Genomic DNA, 21502 nt, shown 5'->3' on the forward strand with positions numbered 1-21502 from the left:
GCCCCGCCCGGGGTCTAGATCCCGCCGCATTCCTGGGAACGAGGACGTGCTCCCGCACGCGCCCGCCCCTGCCCGCAAGGGAAGGGGACTACCGGGACACCCCGCGGGGGCCTTCGAGCCGACCGCAGCACCGAGAAGGGCCGGCCCGAAAGGCGCCGGCGATGCCGCGCATGACCAAGCGCCTTGCCTCCAAGTACAAGATCAACCGCCGCCTGGGCGAGAACCTGTGGGGCCGCGCCAAGTCGCCGGTTTCCAAGCCCCGCAAGGGCGACCAGGGCGCCCGCACCTACGGCCCCGGCCAGCACGGGCAGCGCCGCAAGCAGAAGCCGACCGACTTCGGCGTGCAGCTGATGGCGAAGCAGAAGCTGAAGGGCTACTACGGCAACATCGGCGAGAAGCAGTTCCGCAAGTATTACGAGGAAGCCGTCCGCCGGAAGGGCGACACCTCCGAGAACCTGATCGACCTGCTGGAGCGCCGCCTGGACACGGTGGTGTACCGCATGAAGCTGGCCGTGACGCCCTTCGCGGCGCGCCAGTTCGTCAACCACGGCCACCTGACCGTGAACGGCAAGCGGGTGAACATCCCCTCCTACATCGTGCGCGACAACGACGTGATCGAGGTGAAGGAGAAGTCCAAGCAGCTGACTATGGTGCTGGACGCCGCCCAGGAAGCCGGCCGCGACGTGCCGGAGTACATCGAGATCGACCACCGCGCGATGAAGGGCCGCTTCATCCGCACGCCCAAGTTCTCCGACGTGCCCTACCCGGTGCAGATGGAGCCGAACCTGGTGGTCGAGTTCTACTCGCGCTGACCGGAAGGGCCGGCGCTTGATGACGCCGGCCCACCCCGCCCAAACACGGCCGGCATGTCCAGCACGACCGAAGCCGTCACGCTTCCCCAGCTTTTCTCCCTGCTGGTCGAGGCCACGCACCAAGGCATATTGGGCCGCAACGTGGACCCCGCCTGGCGCCAGGCCTTCGTGGATGAGCTCCTGCGCCGCGCCGAGGGCACGGAGCTCCAGGCCGTCGTGTCCGGCTTCGTCAAGCTGATCCATGAATGCCCGGAGGCGCAGGAACGCGCCGTCCGCCTGGTCGGCGAGCGCAGCTTGCAGAACTTCGTCGCGCCGGGCCTGTCGCTGCGCCCCACCCCCATCGCCGCCATTTCTGCGGGCTGCACGCCGCGCGTGGCCGGGATGCTGCGCCGCGCCGGGCTGCGCCGCTGGGCCGGTCCCTTCGACTGGATGACCCTGCCGCCCGAGGCGGTGCGCGATGCCCTCACCGACAACCTCAACGCGCTGCTTTCGCCGCGCCACCTCGTGCCGATCCGGCCGGAGGACCGCCCGGCGGGCAGGGAGGGTCACCTCGCCCGGCACCTGCGCTATTCGGAGCAGTATGACGACACGGTGTTCCACCGCGTCGATCCCTCCACGGAGGACGGCTACGCGGCGCTGGAGCGGGCGGCGCTGCGGCTGCGCGACTCGCTGCGCGGCCTGCACGCCAAGATGCTGCTGCAGGTGGTGGAGGAGACGACGGCCACCCCCACGCTCTGGGGCGAGACGGGGGAGGCGCTGGACCGCTTCGCCCGCGGCGCCACGCTGGTCACGGTGGCGCTGGTCTCTGGCGCGCCGGAAGGGCCGTTTCCGGAGATGGAACTGGCGGAATCGCATGGTGCGCACCGACTGCTGCGCTGCCGCGTCCTGTCCGCGCCGCAGCCCCTCGGCTTCGCCGACCTGCTGGACGAGGTGGTGATCCTGCGCGGCGCGCTGGCGACCGCGCAGGGCTAGGCGAGGCTTAGGCCTCGGCCTGCGTCTCCAGGCCCTTGTCCTTGAACATCTGCTGCAGTTCGCCTGACTGGAACATCTCCATGGCGATGTCGCAGCCGCCGACGAACTCGCCGTTGACGTAGAGCTGGGGAATGGTCGGCCAGTTGCTGAAGGCCTTGATCCCCTCGCGGATCTCCATGTCCTCCAGCACGTTCACGCCCTTGAAGGGGACGCCTAGGTGCGAAAGGATCTGCACCACCCGCGCGGAGAAGCCGCATTGCGGGAAGACCGGCGTGCCCTTCATGAACAGCACCACGGGCTGGCTTTCGATCTCCGCCTGGATGCGGGTGTTCACGTCGCTCATCGCATTCTCTCCGTTCAATCGGGCGCGCTGGTCTGCAGCGCCAGCGCATGGAGCACGCCGCCCATCCGCCCCTGCAACGCGGCATAGACCATCTGGTGCTGCTTCACGCGGCTGATCCCGCGGAAGCTTTCGCTCACCACGGTGGCCGCGTAGTGGTCGCCATCCCCCGCCAGGTCCTCGATGGTGACCTGGGCGTCGGGCAGCGCCGACTTGATGAGCGCCTCGATCTCGGCCGGCTGCATCGGCATCGCGGTTCAGACCCCCTGCATCAGGGCCGGCAGCGCCGCTTCGTTCGCGGCCGCCAGCTTCGCCACCGATATGGCACCCGCCCCCGGCACAACCAAGTCCCCGCCGCCCGAGCGGCCGAGGCGGCGCGCCGGCACCCCGGCGGCCTCGGCGGCGGCCAGCAGGGCGGCGCCGTCCTCCACCGCCAGCACGTAGCGGGCCTGGTCCTCGCCGAACCAGAAGCCGTGGTCGCCCTCGGCCTCCAGCGTGGCGCCGACGCCCGAGGCCATCGCCATCTCCGCCACCGTCACCAGCAGCCCGCCATCGGCGCAGTCGTGGCAGGCGCGGATGCGTCCGGCCAGGATCTCGCCGCGCACGAAGTCGCCGTTGCGCCGCTCGGCCTGGAGGTCCACCGGCGGGGGCGGGCCTTCCTCGCGCCCCGCCACCTCGCGCAGCCACAGGGACTGGCCTAGATGGCCGCGTGTCTCGCCGACCAGGACGAGGTCGCAGGCGGGGGGCAGTGCGAGGCCGACCGCCTTGGCTACGTCCTCCAGCACGCCGACGCCGCCAATGGCCGGGGTGGGCAGGATCGCCCGGCCTTCCGTCTCGTTGTAGAGCGACACGTTGCCGCTCACGACCGGGAAGTCCAGCGCGTTGCACGCGGCGGCCATGCCGCGCACCGCGGCGGCGAACTGCCCCATGATGCGCGGCTTCTCCGGGTTGCCGAAATTCATGTTGTCGGTGATGGCGCGGGGCAGGGCGCCGGTGGCGGTGATGTTGCGCCACGCCTCCGCCACGGCCTGCTTGCCGCCCTCCTCCGGGTCGGCTTGGCAGTAGCGTGGAGTGGTGTCGGTGGTGAGCGCCACGGCGAGCTTGCCGCCGGCATCCACGCTTTCCTCCACCCGCACCACGGCGGCATCGGCCTGTCCGGGGCGCTTGCTGGTCTGCCCGCCCACCTGGGCGTCGTATTGGTCCCAGATCCAGCGGCGCGAGCACAGGTCCGGCGAGGCCACCAGCTTCTCCAGCGCCGGCAGCAGCCCGAGCGGGTCCGCGACCTCGCCCAAGGGCGGCAGCTTCGGCGTCTCCTCCGTCGGGCGGCGGTACAGCGGCGCCTCGGATTCCAGCGGCGCGAGGAGGATGTCGGCCTCGGTCACGCCCTTGTGGCGGATCACGATGCGCCCCGTGTCGGTGAGGCGGCCGATCACGGCGAAGTCCAGCTCCCACTTGTGGAAGATGCTCTCCGCCAACTCCTCGCGACCCGGCTTGAGCACCATGAGCATGCGCTCCTGGCTTTCGCTCAGCATCATCTCGTAGGCGGTCATGCCGGTCTCGCGCTGGGGCACGGAGTCCAGCTCCAGCTCGATCCCCATACCGCCCTTGCCGGCCATCTCGACGGAGGAGCTGGTCAGCCCGGCCGCGCCCATGTCCTGGATGGCGACGATGGCGTCGGTCGCCATCAGTTCCAGGCAGGCCTCGATCAGCAGCTTCTCGGCGAAGGGGTCGCCGATCTGCACGGTGGGGCGCTTCTCCTCGCTGTCGGCGGAGAATTCCGTGCTGCTCATGGTGGCGCCATGGATGCCGTCGCGCCCGGTCTTGGAGCCGACATAGACCACCGGGTTGCCCACGCCGGTCGCGGCGGCGGTGAAGATGCGGTCGGCGCGCAGGATGCCCACCGTCATGGCGTTCACCAGCGGGTTGCCGTTGTAGGCCGGGTGGAAGTTCACCTCGCCGCCCACGGTCGGCACGCCCACGCAATTGCCGTAGCCGCCGATGCCGCGCACCACCCCGTCCAGGATCTGCCGCGTGCGGGGCAGGGCGGGGTCGCCGAAGCGCAGCGCGTTCAGGTTGGCGATGGGCCGCGCGCCCATGGTGAACACGTCGCGCAGGATGCCGCCCACCCCGGTCGCCGCGCCGTTATAGGGCTCGATGAAGCTTGGGTGGTTGTGGCTTTCCATCTTGAAGACGGCGGCCAAGCCCTCGCCGATGGCGATCACGCCCGCATTCTCGCCCGGGCCGACCAGCACCCAGGGGGCCTTGGTGGGCAGCTCGCGCAGCCAGACGCGCGACGACTTGTAGGAGCAGTGCTCGCTCCACATCACGGAAAAGACGCCGAGCTCCGTCAAGGTCGGCGTCCGGCCGAGGATGCCGAGCGCCCGCTCGTATTCGTCGGGCTTGAGGCCGAACTCGGCGGCAAGCTGCGCGGCGCGGGCAGGGTCCAGCAGGGGCAGGGCGGTCATGCCGTGCTTCTCCCCAGGGGTGGCGGCGTTGTCCATCCCTCAGCCCGCCTCGGCGAAGCTTTCGGCGAGCGACAGGAACAGCGGCAGCCCGTCCTCGCCGCCCACCAGCGGGTCCACGCAATTCTCAGGGTGCGGCATCAGCCCCAGCACCCGCCCGTTCTCCGAGCAGATGCCGGCGATGGCGTTGCGCGAGCCGTTGAGGTTCGCGTCGTCATAGCGGAACACGACGCGGTTCGCGCCCTCCAGCCGCTCGATCGTCGCGTCGTCGGCGAAGTAGTTGCCGTCGCCATGTGCCATGGTGGCGCGGAAGCGCTGGCCCGGCTGGAAGTGGCGCGTATAGGCGGTGTCGGCCCGCTCCACCTTCATGGTGCAGTCCATGGCAAGGAAGCGCAGGGTGGCGTTGCGGAGCAGGGCGCCGGGCAGCAGCCCCGCCTCGGTCAGCATCTGGAAGCCGTTGCACACACCCAGCACGTGTCCGCCCTTGGCCGCGAAGTCCCGCACCGCGCCCATGACCGGGGACTGCGCCGCCATCGCACCGCAGCGCAGGTAATCGCCATAGGAGAAGCCGCCCGGCAGCACGACGAGGTCGAGGCCCTGGGGCAGCTCCGTTTCCCGGTGCCAGACCATCTGCGGCCGCTGGCCTGACGCCTGGCGCAGCGCGATCGCCATGTCGCGCTCGCGGTTGGTGCCGGGGAAATGGACGATGGCGGCCTTCATGACCGGAGTTCCTTATTCAATCTCGCGGGGCGGGCGACGGGGGTCGAGGTGCCGCCAGCGATGGTCCACCTGACGCGGCGCCTCGGTGGCCTCATGGGAAGGGAAGTTGGTCTCGCCATCATCGCGCAGCAAGGCGACGGCGGCGATGCCGGCCACCAGCACGGCGGGGGCGAGGAGAAAGCAGGCGACAAAGGCCAGGCCGCCCGGAAACAGGTGGCGCCAGGCCGGCGGCAGCACCAGCGCGCCGAACGCCAGCAGCGCCACCGCGATGCCCGAGAGCAACAAGGGCCAGGCCAGGGCCAACCAGAGCGGCTGCTCGAACTCCAGCCAGGTGAGGCCGGCCTGGAGCCCGGTCACCCCAGCACCCGCGCCCAATGCAGCACCCCGAGCGCGACGGAGGTGCCGATGGCCGAGATGGCGGCGGCCGTGACCCAGCGGTTCAGGCTGGCCTTGCCACCGGCGACGAGGCCGCGAGGCCGCGCGACGCCCAGCCTTTCCTCCCGCCAGCGCATGCCCATGGCGATCAGCACGGTCGCCGCCACCATCAGCAGGAGGGAGAGCTTCACCATGGGTAGAACAGCCAGCCCACCGGGTCGCGCCAGGACAGGGCGAGGGAAACGGGCCAGAACAGCCCGCCCAGCACCGCCTTGCTCAGGATGAAGAAGATCTGCGTCGTGTGGTGCTGCGGCAGCACGTCCAGCGGCGGGCCGAAGAGGAGATAGGCCACGGCGAGCAGCAGGCGCCAGGCGACCAGCGCCACGGAGACGGCGATGAAGACACGCAGCGAACGCTGCCGGAACCCCTCCGCCGCCACGGCCACCGTCACGCCGCCTCCACCGTGAAGCTCTCGATCACGGTGTTGGCGAGGAGGCGGCGGGCCATCTCCTCGCCCAGCGCCTTCGCGCGGGCCGGGTCGGCCTCGTTCACTTCGACCACCATGACCTTGCCGACGCGCACCTCGCCCACCCCGGCGAAGCCGAGATTGCCGAGCGCGCGCTCGATCGCCTTGCCCTGCGGGTCCAGCACCCCGGCCTTCGGGAAGACCGTGACCTTCAGCTTCGTCACTGCATCGCCTCCGGCCCCTTCATGTCGCGCACCCCGGCCTCGGGCAGGATGCCGAGGCGGCGAGCGACTTCCTGGTAGCCTTCCTCGACCTTGCCGAGGTCGCGACGGAAGCGGTCCTTGTCCATCTTCTCGCCGGTCTTGAGGTCCCAGAGGCGGCAGTTGTCCGGGCTGATCTCGTCGGCCAGGACGATGCGCATCTCGTCATTCTCCCACAGCCGGCCAAACTCCAGCTTGAAGTCCACCAGCGTGATGCCGACGCCCAGCAGGAGGCCGGTGAGGAAGTCGTTCACGCGCAGCGTCAGCTGGACGATGTCGTCCAGGTCATGGGTCGAGGCCCAGCCGAAGGCGGTGATGTGCTCCTCGCTCACCATCGGGTCCTGGAGCGCGTCGTTCTTGTAGTAGTATTCGATGATGGAACGCGGCAGCCGCGTCCCTTCCTGGATGCCGAGCCGCGTGGCGAGCGAGCCGGCGGCGACGTTGCGCACCACCACCTCGAGCGGGATGATCTCCACCTCGCGCACCAGCTGCTCACGCATGTTAAGGCGGCGGATGAAGTGGTTGGGGATGCCGATCTCGGTCAGGCGCTGCATCAGATATTCGCTGATGCGGTTGTTGAGCACGCCCTTGCCCGTGATGGTGCCCTTCTTCTGGGCGTTGAAGGCCGTGGCATCGTCCTTGAAATACTGGACGATGGTGCCGGGCTCGGGGCCTTCGAACAGGATCTTGGCCTTGCCCTCGTAGAGCTGCCGGCGACGCGCCATGGGGAAAACCTCTCAGGAACTCGGGCGCGGTATAGCAGCTTCCGCCCCGCGTGCCACGCATGGCTGACCGGCGTGGCCTCAACCCAGCGCGACGGGCTCGAATGGGGTGCGGTCGGGGGGGCCAGGGGCGAAGAGCCATTCGCGCCCGCCCCGCTCCAAAGCCACCAGCGAGGCGCAGACCGTGCCGAAGCCGCCCAGGGGCGGAACGTTCAGCGCCTCCGCCGCCGCGCCCGTCGAATCGGCCAGCAGGGTAGGCCATGCCCCCCAATCGCCCAAGCGGGGCGGCGAAGCGGCCTGGAAGCGCGGGAGGTGGCGCGTGGTCCGCGGCGAGGCGCGGTCATTGGGCGGATGGGCCGTCACCATGGACACACCTTCGGGCAGCGGGGTGGCCTCGGCGACGCCAGTGCCAAGGCCGCGCAGGAAGAAGGCTTCCTGCGCATCGGCGATGACCATGTGGAAGGGCCGCCATTCCCCAGCGGGGAGCGCCGCAATGCGAGCAGAGGCTTCAGCGGCGGTGGCGGCCTGGAGGGCGAGGACCGGCAATTCCCCGCGCGAGCGCTTGCCGGCGGCGGGACCCAATGTCCCGGGCCGGTTCAGCACCGCGGCCACGATGCCGTGCCGGTTCAGCGCCATCCACGTTCCGCCGGCGCTGCGGTCACGCCCGCCGGTGACGCCCGGCCAGAAGGGGCCGGGCGGATCCCAGGCGCGGTCCAGCCGCTCGTCGCGATTGGCGGCGAGGCAGCATCGTCCCTCGCCGCGCCAGAGGATCACGGTGCACATCCGCCCCGATCATGCGCGGGGCGGAAGCCTGCTACCAGTGGCGGTTGCGCCAATGCCCCGGCGGCGGACCGCGATGGCGTGGCGGCGGGTAATAGCGCGGCCCGTAATAGCGCGGCGGCGCGTAATACACCGGCGGAGGCGGCGGCACGTAAACGGGGCGCGGCGGCACGTAGTAAACCGGCGGCGGCGGAGGCGCGTAGTAAACCGGCGGCGGCGGGGCGATATAGGACGGCCCGAAGCCGAAGGTGACGCTTTGCGCCTGGGCGCCGGCCGCGAGCATCGCGCCGAGCCCCGCAAGAATCATGGTGCGAAGGGGTCGCATGGCACGGCTCCTGTTGGTTCGTGACGCATAGAATAACGACGGCGTGGCGGAATCGTGGCGCCTTCAGGGTGTTCCGAAGACGCGCGCGAATACCGTGTCAACGTGCCGGAAATCCCGCTGCGGGTCCATCGCTGCGGACAGCGCACCCGCATCCATCCGCGCCGCCACCTCGGGCACGGCAAGCAGGTTCTCGGCGAAGCGGCGCGCATCGGCCTTTCCGAGGCCAAGCCACGTTTCCATCGCCGCCTTCTGCACGGCAGCATAGGATCCCTCGCGCGACAGCCCGGCCTGGGTGAGGGCCAGCAGCACCTTCTGGGAATGGACGACGCCGCCGAGCGATTCGAGGTTCTCCTCCATTCGTTCGGAGTAGATGGTCAGCTTCTCCATCATGCCGGCGAGGCGCATCAGGGCGAAGTCGAGGGCGATGGTTGAATCGGGACCGATCACGCGCTCCACGGAGGAGTGGCTGATGTCCCGCTCATGCCAGAGGGTGATGTTCTCCAGGGCTGGGAAGGCATAGCCGCGCACGAGGCGGGCCAAGCCCGTGAGATTCTCGCTCAGCACCGGGTTGCGCTTGTGGGGCATGGCGCTGCTGCCCTTTTGCCCGGCGTGGAAGAACTCCTCCGCTTCGCGCACCTCGCTCCGCTGCAGGTGGCGCACCTCCGTCGCCAGCCGCTCCACCGCGCCCGCCACCACGGCCAGCGCGCAGAAGAAGGCGGCGTGGCGGTCGCGCGGGATGACCTGGGTCGAAACGGGCTCCACCGCGAGGCCCAGATGGTTCGCCACATGCGCCTCGACGCGCGGGTCCACGCTGGCGAAGGTGCCGACAGGGCCGGAGATGGCGCAGGTCGCCACCTCGGCCCGCGCGGCCTTCAACCGGTCGAGGTTGCGGGCGAATTCCACGTAATGCCCGGCCAGCTTGAGGCCGAAGGTGGTCGGCTCGGCATGGATGCCGTGGGAGCGGCCGATGGTCGGGGTGTACTTGTGCTCCAGCGCGCGGGCACGCAGCGCGGCCATCACCGCCTCCACATCCGCGATCAGCAAGTCAGCGGCGCGGGTCATCTGCACGGCGAGGCAAGTATCGAGCACGTCGCTCGAGGTCATGCCTTGGTGCATGTAGCGCGCGTGCTCGCCGATTCCCTCGCCCAGCCAGGTGAGGAAGGCGATGACGTCGTGGCGCGTCACCCGCTCGATCTCGTCGATGCGATCCACGTCGGCGGTGGTGATGTTCGCCGTCTTGCGGGTGCCGCCCTCGCGGATGGCGCGGGCCGCCTCCGCCGGGATGGTGCCGAGTTCGGCCATGGCCTCAGCCGCCAGCGCCTCGATCTCGAACCAGATGCGGTAGCGCGCCTCGGGCGACCAGATCTCGGCCATCTGGGGACGCGTGTAGCGGGGAACCATGGGCGGCCTCGGACAAGGATGGTGAACCAGCGTGACCCTTTCGCGCCTGCGAAGCGGGAGAGCAAGCGGGCTTTGACGCGCAACGCCAAATCGTTCATGAGCGAATGGCCATCTGCAGGGCAGGTGGGCGTTACAAGAAATACATGTGGAAGGTCCGCCATGCCGGATTGGTTCGTCCCACTTATGCAGGTGCTGCTGATCGACATCGTCCTCGCGGGCGACAATGCGATCGTGGTCGGCATGGCCGCGGCGGGCCTGCCGCCCGAGCAGCGCCGCGTCGCGATCCTGTGGGGCATCGGCGCTGCCACGGTGATGCGCATCGCCTTCGCCAGCATCACCGTCCAGCTCATGTCCATCGTTGGCATCCTGCTCGCGGGCGGGCTTCTGCTGCTCTGGGTATGCTGGAAGATGTACCGCGAGTTGCGTGAGGGCGGCCATGAGGGCGACCCCGACACCGCGCTAGCCGAGGCCGAAAGCCGCGCGCCCCGCAAGACCATGCGGCAGGCCATCACGCAGATCCTGATCGCCGACGTCTCCATGAGCCTCGACAACGTGCTGGCGGTGGCCGGCGCGGCGAAGGACCATCCCTACGTGCTGATCGTCGGCCTCGCCATCTCGGTGGTGCTGATGGGCGTGGCGGCGACCTTTATCGCCAAGCTGCTGAACAAGCACCGCTGGATCGCCTGGGTCGGGCTGCTGATCATCCTCTACGTCGCCGGCGCCATGATCTACGAGGGCACGTCGGAGGTGGCGGAGCGGGTTCCCGGCTCCTACGCCTTCCTGCTCCTACCCATGGGCTACCTGGCCCTGCCGGGCGTCTTCCCGCCCTATATCTGGGCTGGGGCGACGGTGCTGCAGGTGATCGTGCTGTCCGCGATCGCGACCTTCGCGGTGAAGGCGGTGTCTTCCGCCACCCGCCGCGAGGAGGACGAGGTGCACACCCATGTGCACCACGTCCAGGCGGCGCCGATGCATGCGGCCACGGTTCCCCCGGCCCCGTGAAGCCGCGCCCGGGGCCGCCCCGGCGGCTCCGGCCATCTGAGCGCACCGCCCCGGCGGCTGCGCCATCCAGCGGGCCGCTCACGCGGTCCGCTTCGTTTTCGTGGACTGCCCGGCGGCCCGTACATGACGGAAGGGCCATGCCGGGCCTCTCCCTTCGTTAAGCCGCGCGTCACCCTCCGAACAGGACTTCGCCTGGGCGCGGGCGTAGCGTCCGCCGTCCGGCCACCCCGCCGGGAATGGCTGCGCTTCAGCGTGCCATTTCTTCCACGGAGAGCGTGAATGGAAGCGATCAGCGGCGCCCTGCCTGGCTTGGCCCAGATCATGTGGCTCAACATCATCCTGTCCGGCGACAATGCCGTGGTCATCGGCCTCGCCGCGGCCGGCCTGCCCGAGGCGCAACGCAACCGCGCCGTCCTCTTCGGCATCGCCGCCGCCGCCGTGCTGCGGATCGCCTTCTCGGTCTTCGCCTCCTTTCTGCTGGCGCTGTGGTGGGTGGACATCGCCGGCGGCGCGGCGCTGCTCTGGATCGCCAGCACCTTCCTGCACGAGCTGCTGGCCGGCGCGGGCGAGGTGGCCGGCACGGTCGAAGGCGGCGGCGAGCGCAAGACCCTGGTCGCCGCGCTGTGGCAGATCATCATCGCTGACGTCTCGATGAGCCTGGACAACGTGCTGGCTGTCGCGGCCGTCGCGCGCTCCAACTTCGCGCTGCTGGCGCTCGGCCTCGGCGTGTCCATCGTCATGATGGGCCTGCTGGGCGGATGGCTCGCCCGCCTCCTCGACCGGTTCCGCATCATCGCCTACATCGGCGTGGCCCTGATTGCATGGATCGGATTGGAGTTGCTGTGGGAAGGATTCCTGATCGCCAACGGTCACCTCGACCTGGGCCTGCCGCTGCCGGCGGCGCCCGGGCATTGACCGCGCGCGGGCTGGCGCTCGGCGCCGCGCTCCTGCTCGCCGCCTGCGCGGCGGAGGATGCGGCGGCGCCCGCTCCCGCCACGCCGCCCGCCGCCACGCCCGAAGCCCTGGCCGACCGCCTGCCCGAGAACCTGTCCGGCTTCTCGCGCGGGGGGACGGCCGTGATCTCCGCACCGCGCCCGGGGCGGGAGGTGGCCTATGCGACGCCGGGCAACCGCGCCGCCGCGGTGGTGCAGGTGCTGCGCCCCGATGCCCCGCTGGCCGACGGCTTCCGCGCGCCGGAGGTGGAGGCGGAGTTCCAGCGTTGGACCGGGGATGTCACGCGCGGCGCCGGCTCGCATCGCCGCCTGCGCGTGGTGCGCGAAACGGAGCAGGCCGGGCTGTTCCGCTGCGCCGAGCTGGAAGGCGCCTATGGGCGGCAGCCGGTGGAGGGCAAGGCCTGCGTCGGCGCGGCGGCTGGGCAGATGGTGCGCGCCCGCGTTTCCATGCCGCGTCGCGACCCGCCCGTGGCGGATGCGGAGGCTTTCCTGCGCGACCTCGCCGCCTCGCTGCGGCGCTGAGCGGCGGGCTCAGCCCGCCATCAGGCCTTCCTTGCGGAAGGAGCAATGCCCGCCCCGCCCGATGATGAGGTGGTCGTGCAGCGTGATGCCCAGCATCCGCGCCGCCTCGGCCACCTCCCGCGTCATCTCGACGTCGGCGCGCGAGGGGGTAGGGTCGCCGCTCGGATGGTTGTGCACCAGGATCAGCGCCGTGGCGTGCAGGGCGATGGCGCGCCGCATGATCTCGCGCGGATAGACCGGGGCGTGGTTCACCGTGCCGGTTCCCAGCACCTCCTCGGCGAGGAGGCGGTTGCGCGCATCCAGGAACAGGACGCGGAACTGCTCGACGCGCTCGCGCGACAAGGCGGCGGTCAGGTAGTCCAGCAGCCGGTCCCAGTTGTGCAGGACGGGCGCGTCGCGCAGCTGCCGCTCGGACAGGCGCAGCGCCGCGGCCTGGACGGTGCGCAGCGCCGCCACCCCGGCCTCGCCCAGCCCTTCCACCTCGCGCAGCTCGGCATTGGGGGCGGCGGATGACCTCGGCGAAGCCGCCGAACCGCGCCAGCAACGCGCGGACGATGGGCTTGGTGTCGCGCCGGGGCAGGGCGAGGAACAGCACCATCTCGACCAGCTCGTGGTCCAGCAGGGCGGCGGGTCCCGCCTCCAGCAGCTTCTGCCGCATGCGCGCGGTGCCCTTCGGCGCCCGGCGCGGGGGAGGCCAGGGCCGGGGCCTACGCGCCGAACAGCCCGCCCGCCTCGGCCAGGCCGGGGCGGCGGGGGGCGCGTGCGCTCACGCGTAGGGCGGCTTGTGCAGCCCGGCGGGGCTGAGGGTGAAGATCTCGCAGCCCGTCTCCGTGATGCCGACCATGTGCTCGAACTGGGCGGAAAGCGAGCGGTCGCGCGTCACGGCCGTCCAGCCATCGTCCAGGATCTTCACCTCGGACCGGCCGGCATTCACCATCGGCTCGATGGTGAAGAACATGCCGGGCTTCAGTTCCGGCCCTTCCCCAGGGCGGCCGAAATGCAGCACGTTAGGCGGCGCGTGGAAGGTGCGGCCGATGCCGTGGCCGCAGAAATCCCGCACGATGGAGAAGCGGTGCCGCTCCGCGTAGCCCTGGATGGCATGGCCGATGTCGCCGAAGGTGTTGCCCGGCTTGGCGGCGGCGATGCCGCGCATCATCGCCTCGTAGGTCACGTCCATCAGCAGCCGCGCCTTGGTCGAGGGCTCGCCCGCGACGAACATGCGGCTCGTGTCGCCGTACCAGCCATCGAGCAAGGGCGTCACGTCGATGTTGAGGATGTCACCCTCGGCCAGCACGCGATCGCCCGGGATGCCATGGCAGACCACATGGTTGATCGAGATGCAGGAGGACTTGGTGTAGCCGCGATAGCCGAGCGTCGCCGGCACCGCGTCATGCGCCAGCATGAACTCGTGCAGGATGCGGTCCAGATCGCCGGTCGAGACGCCGGGGCGGACATGGGCGGCGATCATGTCGAGGCACTCGGCCGCGAGGCGGCCGGCGCGGCGCATCCCGTCGAAATCGGCGGGGTCGTGCAGGATGATGCGACGCGATTCGCCGCCTTGCTTGTCCATGGTTCGGGTCCGGCCCGTCATCGGGGTGATGGGGGAATTTCCCCGCAAAATGCGCCTGCTGGCCCCCGGGTTCAACCCGGATTGTCGGGCAGGCGCCGTTCCGGCACGCCCAGCGCGTCCGAAAGCCGGGTGTCGGCGCTGCCCGGCCGCGCCGGCTGTTGCTGCGAGGGATGGGGCGACCAGCCCGTCATCACCAGGATGTCCAGGCTGAGGTCGAGCGGCATGACCGAAAAGGCGAGGGGGAACAGGGCGCGCGGCGGCATGCGCCGGTCCCGCGCCACCAGCGCCGCCGTCTCGCCCGCGGCGCGCAGGTCGCGCACCAGCCCCATCGGCGTCGCATAGCGCAGCGGCAGCGCGTCGCGATCCGCCACGGGCAGGGCGAAGCCCGCGCGCTGGAGCAGCCCCGCGAGGTCGCGCAACTCCGGGAAGGGAGACACACGGGGCGACACGCCGCCGCGCAACTCGCTTTCCGCCCCGGCCAGCGCCTCGCGCAGCCCCTGCAGGGTTCCCAGCCCAGGAAGGGTGGCGAGGAACAGCCCGTCGGGCCGCAGCGCCCGGCGGATCTGCACCAGCGCCCCCGGCAGGTCGTTCACCCCGTGCAGGGAAAGCGAGGCGACAACGAGGTCGAAGCTTCCCTCCGCGAAGGGCAGGAACTCCTCGTCGCCCGCGACGGCGGCGCCCCCAGCACGAGCCGCCATGGCGGGGGACAGGTCCAGGGAAACGACGGAGGCGATGCCGCGCCCGCGCAGCAGGGGCGCCACCACGCCGCGCCCGCCGATCTCCAGCGCCGCCTCGAAGCGGCGGGTGGTGTCGTCCAGCCGCTCCAGCAGCAATTCCGCCGCCGCGCGCAGCACAGGGGCGACCGCGTCCACCTGCCGCGCCGCGCGGTCGCGGCGTCGGGCAAGGAGGGGGCGGTCGAAGATCACATCCATCCGGGGCAGATGCGGCGCGGCCCGGCCCGGTGCAAGCGGGGCCATGACAGGCGCGGCGCGGGGGCCTAGTCTGCCCCGGCCGCCAGGAGGAAACCCGATGAACCAGATGGACGTGAAGGCCGCGCGCTCCGCCGCCGTCGCCGCCACCGTTTCCCGCATCCGCGAGATCGAAGGCCGCATGGGCGTCACCCGGCCGGCGCTGGAGGCGATCCGCGAGGAGTTGCTGGCGCTGGCCGCGCAGGAGCACCTGTTCCCGTCGAACGAGTTCCCGCCCCCGGCCAATGGCGAGAAGGGCTCCAACCGCTACCTGCTGCGCGAGGAGGACAACAACCGCTTCGCCCTCTACCTGAACGCGCTGAACCCCGGCAACGAGACCAAGCCGCACGACCACACCACCTGGGCCGTCGTGGTCGCCGTGGACGGGCAGGAGCTGAACAAGGTCTATGAGCGCCTGGACGACGGCTCCGACCCCGAGCGCTGCGAGATGCGCGTGAAGGAGGAGGTGATGGTGGAGCCGGGCCGGGGCATCTGCCTGATGCCAGAGGACATCCACTCCATCCACACCACAGGCACAAGGCCCACGCGCCACCTGCACATGTACGGGCTGGCGCTGGAGAAGCTGGAGGGGCGCCGCGCCTTCGACGACAAGACGGGGCAGGTTTCCTACTACAACAAGAACTTCATGAAGCCGACCGCCGGCGCCGACAAGTAATGCGGTCCATCTCCGCCGCCGAGCTCAAGCGGCTGATCGGCACGGGCAGCGGGCTCGCCATCCTCGATGCGCGCGAGGAGGGGGAGTTCGGCGGCTCGCACCTGTTCTGGGCCGTGCCCTGCCCGCTCTCCAGGAAGGAGCTGCGGGCGCGGGCCCTGCTGCCCAAGCGCGGCATCCCCGTGGTGTGCGTGGATGGCGGCGAGGGCTACGCGGCGACGCTCGCGGAATACCTGCGCGGCATCGGCTGCACGGATGTCGCGGTGCTGGAAGGCGGCAATGCCGCCTGGGAGGAAGCCGGCTTTCCGCTGTTCAGCGGCGTCCACGTCCCCTCCAAGGCCTTCGGCGAGTGGGTCGAGCACCATTACGGCACGGAGAGCCTGGACCCGCCGGAGCTGGACGCGCTGGTGAAGTCCGGGGTGAAGCACGTCATCCTCGACAGCCGGCCGATGGACGAGTTCGCCAAGATGACCATCCCCGGCGCGCTGAACGTGCCGGGCGGCGAGCTCGCCTACCGCATCGGCGACCTCGTCCCCGATGCGGAGACGACCATCGTGGTGAATTGCGCCGGGCGCACCCGCTCCATCATGGGGGCGGAAAGCCTGCGCCGCGCCGGGGTGCCGAACCGCGTCGTGGCGCTGCGCAACGGCACGATGGGATGGGAGCTGGCCGGCTTCTCCTGCGAGCGCGGCGTGTCCCGCTCCTTTGCCCCCGGCACGCCCGGAACGGCAAAGGAAGCCCTGGCCCGCGCCACCCGCTTCGGCGAGGAGCATGGCGTCCGGACGGTTTCGCGCGCGGAGGCCGAGCGCCTCCTGGCCGCGCAGGACCGCACGACCTACACCCTCGATGTCCGCACGGCGGAGGAATACGAGGCCGGGCATATCCCCGGCTTCCGCCATGCACCGGGCGGCCAGCTGGTCCAGGCCACCGACCAGTGGGTCGCGGCGCGCGGCGCGCGGGTGATCCTGGCCGACAACGACACGGTCCGCGCCCGCATGTCCGGCGCCTGGCTGCGCCAGATGGGCGGGTGGGAGGTTCTGGTGGTGGAAGGCGCGCTGGACGGCCCGCTCGAAACCGGCCCCTGGCGCCCGGAGGTGCCGGAGCTTCGGCGGGCCGCGACGGTCACCCCCGCCGAACTCGCCGCCCTGGGCGATACGGTGCAGGTGGTGGACCTTGCCCGGTCCATCGATTTCCGCGCGTCGCATATCCCCGGCAGCCGCTGGGCGGTGCGCGGCCGCGTTCCCCCCTTCGCGAAGCCCGTGGTCGTCACCGCCCCGGACGAGACGCTCGCGCACCTCGCCGCCGCCGAGATCCCGGGGGGGCGCGTCCTCGCGGGCGGGTTGAAGGCCTGGAAGGCGGAGGGCCGCCCGGTCGCCGCCGACCGCCACCAGCCGGAGGACGAGGATTGCGTGGACTGGTATCTCCGCCCCTATGACCGCAACAGCGGCCAGGAAGCGGCGATGCACGAATACCTGCGCTGGGAGATCGACCTGGTGAACGGGGTGGCGCGGGATGGGGATGCGCGTTTCGGCGCCTGGTAGGGCGCTGGGTCGCTGGGCACTCGACGCCCTGTTCCCGCCAGCCTGCCTGAGTTGTGACACCCTGGTCGCGGAGCAGGGCGGGTTGTGCCCCCCATGCTTTGCCCGGCCTTCGCCCGTCTCGGCGCCGCATTGCCTGCGCTGCGGCGTGCCCTTCGCCCATAACCGGCAGGGCGAGGCAGTGGAGGGCGGGGCGCTCTGCCCCGGCTGCGCTGCGTTCCCCCCCGCCTCTGCCGAGGCCCGTGCCGCGCTGCGCTACGATGCGGGCTCGAAGGCGCTGATCCTGCCCTTCAAGCACCGCGACCGCACGGAGATGGCGGCCCCCCTGGCGCGGATGATGCTGCGCGCCGGGCGGGCGATGCTGGAAGGGGCCGATGCGCGGGTGCCGGTGCCGCTGCATCGCTGGCGCCTGCTGTCGCGCCGCCACAACCAGGCGGCGCTGCTGGCGGTGGCGCTGGGGCGGCTGGCCGGACGGCGCCTTCGCCGTGCCGTCCGCCATGACGCCGAGAGTCGCCGGGTGGCGCCTCGTGCTGGTGGACGACGTGCTGACAGCGGCGCCACCGCCGATGCCTGCGCCCGCGCCCTGCTGGCGGCGGGGGCGGCGCGGGTCTCGGTGCTGGCCACCGCCTGCGTGCCCGATCCCAGGCTGGAAGGGATGGCTTGACGACGCAGGCGGGCCGCGCGCGTTATCGCGCCATGGCCGAGGTCGAAATCTACACCACCGCGTGGTGCCCCTATTGCGAGCGCGCGAAGGCGCTGCTCTCCCGCAAGGGCGTGTCCTTCACGGAGCACGACGCGCCGCATGGCAGCCCCGAGCGGCGCGACGCCATCCAACGCTCCGGCGGGCGCACGACGGTTCCGCAGATCTTCATCAACGGCGAAAGCATCGGCGGCAGCGACGACCTCGCGGCACTGGACCGCGCCGGCAAGCTGGACGGGCTTCTGGCGGCGTGAACCCTCTGGCACTCGACACTCGCGAGTGCCAGCCCATATTGTCACAGGCGCGCGGCGCCTTCGCGATCGCGTGATGATGGTCGGGGAGCATGATCCGTTTCGCGCTGCGCTGCGCCAAGGCGCATGAATTCGAGAGTTGGTTCAAGGACGGTGCCGCCTATGACCGCATGGCGGCGGCCGGGCTCGTCGAGTGCCCGGTCTGCGGCGACACGCAGGTCGTGAAGGCGCTGATGACGCCGCGCATCGGCAAGACGCCCGGTGTGAAGGGGCGTCCCGAGCCCGCCGAGGCACCGCCCGTGCCCGTCTCCACCGCGGTGGCGCCCCCGCCGGGCCCGGCCGCCACGGGCGCCATCCCGGCGCAGGTCCTGTCGATGCTGCAGCGCCTCCGCTCAGAGGTGGAGAAGAACTGCGACTATGTGGGCCGCGACTTCGCCGACGAAGCGCGCCGCATCCACAGCGGCGAGACCGAGAACCGCGGCATCTATGGCGAGGCCAGCGACGAGGAGGCCGACGCGTTGCGCGAGGAAGGCATCGGCGTCGCCCGCCTGCCCTGGGTGCCACGCAGCGACGGATAGGGCCATCGCTTTCGCTTGGCGCCGCGGACGCTCTCCCGGCCTTTATGCCTTGTCATGTGTTCGGTTTGCTCGACCGCAGGTTGTGGTGCCCCTGGCCTGGAAAGCGGTGATCGTGTAGCCCTCCTTTCATTGGAGAGGGGGCGTGCCATGGAAAGCGGGACCCATTCGACATCCGTTGCGGCTGCGCCCGTCTCGCGGCGCGGCTGGTTCCAGGGTGCAGCCGCGGTCCTGGGTGCTGCCATGGCCTCCCCGGCCATTGCGCAGCCGGGCACGGGCCGGAAGACGGTGCTGGTGCTGGGCGCCGGCATGGCGGGGCTGACCGCCGCCCTTTCCCTGCTCCGGCGCGGCCACGAGGTCACGGTCATCGAGTATCAGAACCGCATCGGCGGCCGACTGCTTTCCCTGCCGCTCGGGGACGGCATGTTCACGGAAGCCGGCGGCGGGCATTTCCGCTCCAACATGCCCTATGTCCTGGCTTATGTGCGCCGGTTCAGCCTGCCGCTGCTGAGCCTCAATGACGGGCTGCCCCGCTACATGGTCGAAGGCCGAACGGGCGAGGCGGCCAACCCCGCAAGCTGGCCCTGGGCGCTGTCGCGCGAGGAGCGCAACGTCAGCGTCTCCACCATGCTCAACCAGTATCTCTATCGGGCGGGGCTGGACACGGACACGGTGCTCGACTCCCGCTGGCCGGACGATGATGCGCTGGATCGCCTCGGCAACGTGACGCTGGGCGACCTGATCCGCGGCGTCGGCGCCTCGGAGGTGTTCTGCAAGTTGCTGGACGCGCATGGCGGCACCTTCACCAGTGGCTCCATGGCGCTGGGGGCGATCCCGGACCTCGCCTACCATTTCGGCGACCAGAACCTGTTCCGCATCCAGGGCGGCAACAGCCGGCTGCCCCTCGCCATGGCGGCGGCGATCGGGCGCGACCGCTTCGTGCTGGACGCGCCCGTCGCCCGGATCGACCAGTCGGGACCGACGGTGCGGGTGGCGACGCGGGACGGGCGCGAGTTCACCGGCGATGCCGTCGTCTCCACCATCCCCTTCAGCGTGATGGATGATGTGGAGGTCCTGCCGCACTGGTCGCCGCGCAAGCGCCGGATGATCGCGGAGATGGAGTGGGACCGGACGGTGAAAATCATCGCCAAGACCCGCACCCCGTCCTGGCTGACGCGCAGCGTGCATGGCTGGCCGATGGCGGGCGGCGACCGGCCTTGGGAGCGCGTCATCGACATCACCGGCAACGAGCCGGGCGGCCATGGCAGCGTGTTCTTCTACCTCAACGGGAGCAATGCCGACGCGGTGCTGGCGCTGCCGAAGGAGCAGCGCGCGCCCGCCACCCTCGCGCAGTTCCGGCAGGACATGCCCGACCTGTTCGACGAGGTGCTGTCCACCGACTCCTTCGCCTGGAGCGAGCAGCCCTGGATCAAGGGCTCCTTCGGCGGGCCAGCGCTGGGCGGCGCCTGGATGGTGCAGGAATGGCAGAAGCCCGAGGGGCGCATCCACTTCGCCGGCGACTTCACGACGCTGAAGACCGGCTGGGTGGAGGGCGCGATCGAATCCGGCTTGCGCGCCGCGCGGCAGATCGACCCCCAGGCCCGGCCCGAGGGCAATCCGCGCATCCGGCAGGAAATCTAGCGGGTCAGGCGATGCCCTGCCGGCGCGGCGGGGCGAAGGCCCCGTTCGGGTCCAGCCGGGCGCGCAGCGCCGCGAGGCGCTGCCGGTTGGCGCCGTAATACGCTTCCGCCGGGTCTTCGAGGCCCGGGTCCACAAAGTTCTGGAACGACCCGCCCGGCGCGTCCGCCAGGGCATCGCTGGCCCAGTGGAAGGCGCGCTGCCAGCCCATCGCCGCCTCGACCCGCGCCGGCGAATCCGCCGCACCCCAGGTGATCTCCGTGCCGGTGAGCCATTCGGCGTCGCGATGCACATAGGCGGTGTCGCCCGGCGCCTTCGCGCGGATCCGCCCGCCCACCTGGAACATCTTGAACAGCGCCTCGCCGGAGGTGCCGGGCCAGGTGCGGAGGCGACGGAACGCCTCCTCCGCCAGGGCCTCGGGGACGTGCCCGGTGAAGCGGGAGGTTTCGCGGTAACGGGCAGGCTCGCCCTCTTCGCTGAGCAGGGCCTGCGCGTCCCAGTACGCCATCGTCTCGACGCGCCCGGTCGCGGGCCGCATGCGCAGCACGGGCCCGAGGATCGCCATCGCCTCGTCGCGCGGCCCGCGGATCTGCCCGAGCAGGGTAAGGCGCGGCACCCCGCCATGCCGGCGATCCGGCGCGAAGGCCGTGACCTTGGAGCCGAGCCGGTCGGGCGCCGCCTCCAGCGCCCGCGCCAAGGCAAGGAACAGCGCCGGATCGGCATCGCGCCAGCGCAGGTCGAACAGGGTCACCGGCTCGGCCGGGAAGGGCGCCAGCGTCCATTGCGTGGCGGCGCCGAAATTGCCGCCCCCGCCGCCGCGCACCGCCCAGAACAATTCGTCGCCCTCGGTGGCCCGCACCTCGGTGCCGTCGGCCAGCACCAGGGACACGGCGCGGACGGCGTCGCAGCCCATGCCGCGGTCGCGCATTGCGAAGCCGATGCCGCCGCCCATCAGAAAGGCGCTGGCCCCCACGCCGCCGCAGCGCCCATGCGTCACCATCAGCTCATGCGCGCGCAGCGCCGCGTAGACGTCGTGGTTCAGCACGCCGCCGCCCAGCGTCACGGCTCCGTCCCGCGCCACCCGGATGGTGGACATGGGCCGCATGTCCACCAGCAACCCGTCCGTCACCGAGCAGCCCGCATAGGAATGCCCGCCGGAGCGCAGCACGAAGGGCACGCGGTTCTCCTGCGCCCAGGTGATGGCGCTGGCAACATGCGCGGGCTCGGCGCAGCGCGCGATGGCGAGGGGCCGCGTGCCGGCATAGGCGAGGTTCTGCGGCAGCGAGAGCGAGTCGAGCCGTGCATCGCCGCGCCCGATCAGCTCGGCGACGCGGCCGCGCAGCAGCGCGGGGTCGGGACGGGTCGTGGCGGAAAGCGCGCGGCGCGGCGCGGCCAACGGCAGCGAGGCCGCGAGCGGCAACGCCAGCAGCGCGCGCCGGCGCGTCAAGGGCAGTGTCATGGTGCGATCCCCTTCGGT

Annotated in this window: 26 protein-coding genes and 1 pseudogene; 11 read left to right on the top strand and 16 right to left on the bottom strand. The window is 71.0% G+C overall.

The genetic code is table 11. The features are described from left to right. Window positions 1-170 precede the first annotated feature (170 nt). Both rpsD and OF850_RS06100 read left to right on the top strand, forming a co-directional pair. Complete coding sequence (gene rpsD / locus OF850_RS06095; RefSeq protein ID WP_301589042.1) at window positions 171-812, top strand: 30S ribosomal protein S4; 642 nt, start codon at window positions 171-173, stop codon at window positions 810-812. Between the two features lie 54 nt (window positions 813-866). After that, the gene (locus tag OF850_RS06100) at window positions 867-1784 is read left to right on the top strand and encodes a DUF1796 family putative cysteine peptidase (RefSeq protein WP_301589043.1); all 918 of its coding nucleotides are present in this window, start codon (window positions 867-869) and stop codon (window positions 1782-1784) included. Window positions 1785-1791: 7 nt separating this feature from the next. On the opposite strand, the gene grxD is transcribed toward OF850_RS06100, so the two are convergent. The 12 genes from grxD to purB form a co-directional block, all read right to left on the bottom strand. Next, window positions 1792-2127, bottom strand: coding sequence for a Grx4 family monothiol glutaredoxin (gene grxD / locus OF850_RS06105; RefSeq protein ID WP_301589044.1), 336 nt, complete (start codon window positions 2125-2127; stop codon window positions 1792-1794). A 14-nt stretch (window positions 2128-2141) separates the two neighbouring features. Beyond that, window positions 2142-2375: a BolA family protein gene (locus OF850_RS06110; protein WP_301589045.1), complete on the bottom strand. Its 234-nt coding sequence runs from the start codon at window positions 2373-2375 to the stop codon at window positions 2142-2144. A 6-nt stretch (window positions 2376-2381) separates the two neighbouring features. Further along, window positions 2382-4589, bottom strand: a complete 2208-nt coding sequence (gene purL / locus OF850_RS06115) for a phosphoribosylformylglycinamidine synthase subunit PurL (RefSeq protein WP_301589192.1) — start codon at window positions 4587-4589, stop codon at window positions 2382-2384. Window positions 4590-4628: 39 nt separating this feature from the next. Then, window positions 4629-5306 (bottom strand): phosphoribosylformylglycinamidine synthase subunit PurQ, encoded by a 678-nt coding sequence (gene purQ, locus OF850_RS06120; protein WP_301589046.1) that lies wholly within the window; start codon window positions 5304-5306, stop codon window positions 4629-4631. Window positions 5307-5318: 12 nt separating this feature from the next. Next, window positions 5319-5663, bottom strand: a complete 345-nt coding sequence (locus OF850_RS06125; protein ID WP_301589047.1) for a hypothetical protein — start codon at window positions 5661-5663, stop codon at window positions 5319-5321. Then, window positions 5660-5875 carry a hypothetical protein gene (locus OF850_RS06130; protein WP_301589048.1) on the bottom strand — a complete coding sequence of 72 codons (216 nt, stop codon included), beginning with the start codon at window positions 5873-5875 and terminating at the stop codon, window positions 5660-5662. The genes OF850_RS06125 and OF850_RS06130 overlap by 4 nt, the downstream gene beginning before the upstream one ends. Then, window positions 5869-6132, bottom strand: coding sequence for a hypothetical protein (locus tag OF850_RS06135; RefSeq protein WP_301589049.1), 264 nt, complete (start codon window positions 6130-6132; stop codon window positions 5869-5871). Before OF850_RS06135 ends, OF850_RS06130 begins: the two co-directional genes overlap by 7 nt. Continuing rightward, the gene (gene purS / locus OF850_RS06140) at window positions 6129-6371 is read right to left on the bottom strand and encodes a phosphoribosylformylglycinamidine synthase subunit PurS (protein WP_301589050.1); all 243 of its coding nucleotides are present in this window, start codon (window positions 6369-6371) and stop codon (window positions 6129-6131) included. Before purS ends, OF850_RS06135 begins: the two co-directional genes overlap by 4 nt. Further along, window positions 6368-7132 (bottom strand): phosphoribosylaminoimidazolesuccinocarboxamide synthase, encoded by a 765-nt coding sequence (gene purC / locus OF850_RS06145; protein WP_301589051.1) that lies wholly within the window; start codon window positions 7130-7132, stop codon window positions 6368-6370. Before purC ends, purS begins: the two co-directional genes overlap by 4 nt. Window positions 7133-7210: 78 nt before the next feature. After that, on the bottom strand, window positions 7211-7912 hold the full coding sequence (locus OF850_RS06150; RefSeq protein WP_301589052.1) for an NRDE family protein: 702 nt from the start codon (window positions 7910-7912) through the stop codon (window positions 7211-7213). A 31-nt stretch (window positions 7913-7943) separates the two neighbouring features. After that, entirely contained in the window at window positions 7944-8234 is a 291-nt protein-coding gene (locus OF850_RS06155; RefSeq protein WP_301589053.1) for a hypothetical protein, read from the bottom strand. Window positions 8235-8297: 63 nt separating this feature from the next. Further along, window positions 8298-9635: an adenylosuccinate lyase gene (purB, locus tag OF850_RS06160; RefSeq protein ID WP_301589054.1), complete on the bottom strand. Its 1338-nt coding sequence runs from the start codon at window positions 9633-9635 to the stop codon at window positions 8298-8300. Between the two features lie 159 nt (window positions 9636-9794). Between purB and OF850_RS06165 the strand changes: the two are divergent. The 3 genes and pseudogenes from OF850_RS06165 to OF850_RS06175 all read left to right on the top strand — a co-directional run. Further along, window positions 9795-10400: pseudogene (locus tag OF850_RS06165) on the top strand (TerC family protein); the annotation flags it as partial. Window positions 10401-10916: 516 nt separating this feature from the next. Continuing rightward, window positions 10917-11552 carry a YjbE family putative metal transport protein gene (locus tag OF850_RS06170; RefSeq protein ID WP_301589055.1) on the top strand — a complete coding sequence of 212 codons (636 nt, stop codon included), beginning with the start codon at window positions 10917-10919 and terminating at the stop codon, window positions 11550-11552. Beyond that, on the top strand, window positions 11549-12112 hold the full coding sequence (locus OF850_RS06175; protein ID WP_301589056.1) for a hypothetical protein: 564 nt from the start codon (window positions 11549-11551) through the stop codon (window positions 12110-12112). Before OF850_RS06170 ends, OF850_RS06175 begins: the two co-directional genes overlap by 4 nt. Before the next feature lie 9 nt (window positions 12113-12121). Here the strand turns inward: OF850_RS06175 and OF850_RS06180 are convergent, their stop codons facing one another. The 3 genes from OF850_RS06180 to OF850_RS06190 all read right to left on the bottom strand — a co-directional run bounded on the left by OF850_RS06180 (window position 12122) and on the right by OF850_RS06190 (window position 14614). Beyond that, complete coding sequence (locus tag OF850_RS06180) at window positions 12122-12592, bottom strand: JAB domain-containing protein (RefSeq protein WP_301589057.1); 471 nt, start codon at window positions 12590-12592, stop codon at window positions 12122-12124. A gap of 286 nt (window positions 12593-12878) precedes the next feature. Continuing rightward, entirely contained in the window at window positions 12879-13682 is an 804-nt protein-coding gene (map, locus tag OF850_RS06185) for a type I methionyl aminopeptidase (RefSeq protein WP_301589058.1), read from the bottom strand. A gap of 71 nt (window positions 13683-13753) precedes the next feature. Further along, complete coding sequence (locus OF850_RS06190) at window positions 13754-14614, bottom strand: class I SAM-dependent methyltransferase (protein WP_301589059.1); 861 nt, start codon at window positions 14612-14614, stop codon at window positions 13754-13756. A 97-nt stretch (window positions 14615-14711) separates the two neighbouring features. On the opposite strand from OF850_RS06190, the gene OF850_RS06195 reads away from it, so the two are divergent. The 6 genes from OF850_RS06195 (at window position 14712) to OF850_RS06220 (ending at window position 20028) form a co-directional block, all read left to right on the top strand. Then, window positions 14712-15326, top strand: a complete 615-nt coding sequence (locus OF850_RS06195; protein ID WP_301589060.1) for a cysteine dioxygenase family protein — start codon at window positions 14712-14714, stop codon at window positions 15324-15326. Beyond that, on the top strand, window positions 15326-16864 hold the full coding sequence (locus OF850_RS06200) for a rhodanese-like domain-containing protein (RefSeq protein WP_301589061.1): 1539 nt from the start codon (window positions 15326-15328) through the stop codon (window positions 16862-16864). Before OF850_RS06195 ends, OF850_RS06200 begins: the two co-directional genes overlap by 1 nt. Continuing rightward, entirely contained in the window at window positions 16842-17525 is a 684-nt protein-coding gene (locus tag OF850_RS06205) for a double zinc ribbon domain-containing protein (RefSeq protein ID WP_301589062.1), read from the top strand. The genes OF850_RS06200 and OF850_RS06205 overlap by 23 nt, the downstream gene beginning before the upstream one ends. A gap of 32 nt (window positions 17526-17557) precedes the next feature. Continuing rightward, window positions 17558-17815, top strand: a complete 258-nt coding sequence (gene grxC, locus OF850_RS06210) for a glutaredoxin 3 (RefSeq protein WP_301589193.1) — start codon at window positions 17558-17560, stop codon at window positions 17813-17815. An 89-nt stretch (window positions 17816-17904) separates the two neighbouring features. Continuing rightward, window positions 17905-18390: a DUF1178 family protein gene (locus OF850_RS06215; RefSeq protein ID WP_301589063.1), complete on the top strand. Its 486-nt coding sequence runs from the start codon at window positions 17905-17907 to the stop codon at window positions 18388-18390. Window positions 18391-18537: 147 nt separating this feature from the next. Then, window positions 18538-20028 carry a flavin monoamine oxidase family protein gene (locus OF850_RS06220; protein WP_301589064.1) on the top strand — a complete coding sequence of 497 codons (1491 nt, stop codon included), beginning with the start codon at window positions 18538-18540 and terminating at the stop codon, window positions 20026-20028. A gap of 4 nt (window positions 20029-20032) precedes the next feature. On the opposite strand, the gene OF850_RS06225 is transcribed toward OF850_RS06220, so the two are convergent. Continuing rightward, window positions 20033-21484: an FAD-dependent oxidoreductase gene (locus tag OF850_RS06225; protein ID WP_301589066.1), complete on the bottom strand. Its 1452-nt coding sequence runs from the start codon at window positions 21482-21484 to the stop codon at window positions 20033-20035. Between the last annotated feature and the right edge of the window lie 18 nt (window positions 21485-21502).

This window comes from Sabulicella glaciei, assembly GCF_026183895.1.
GTDB classification, from domain to species: Bacteria; Pseudomonadota; Alphaproteobacteria; order Acetobacterales; family Acetobacteraceae; genus Roseococcus; species Roseococcus glaciei.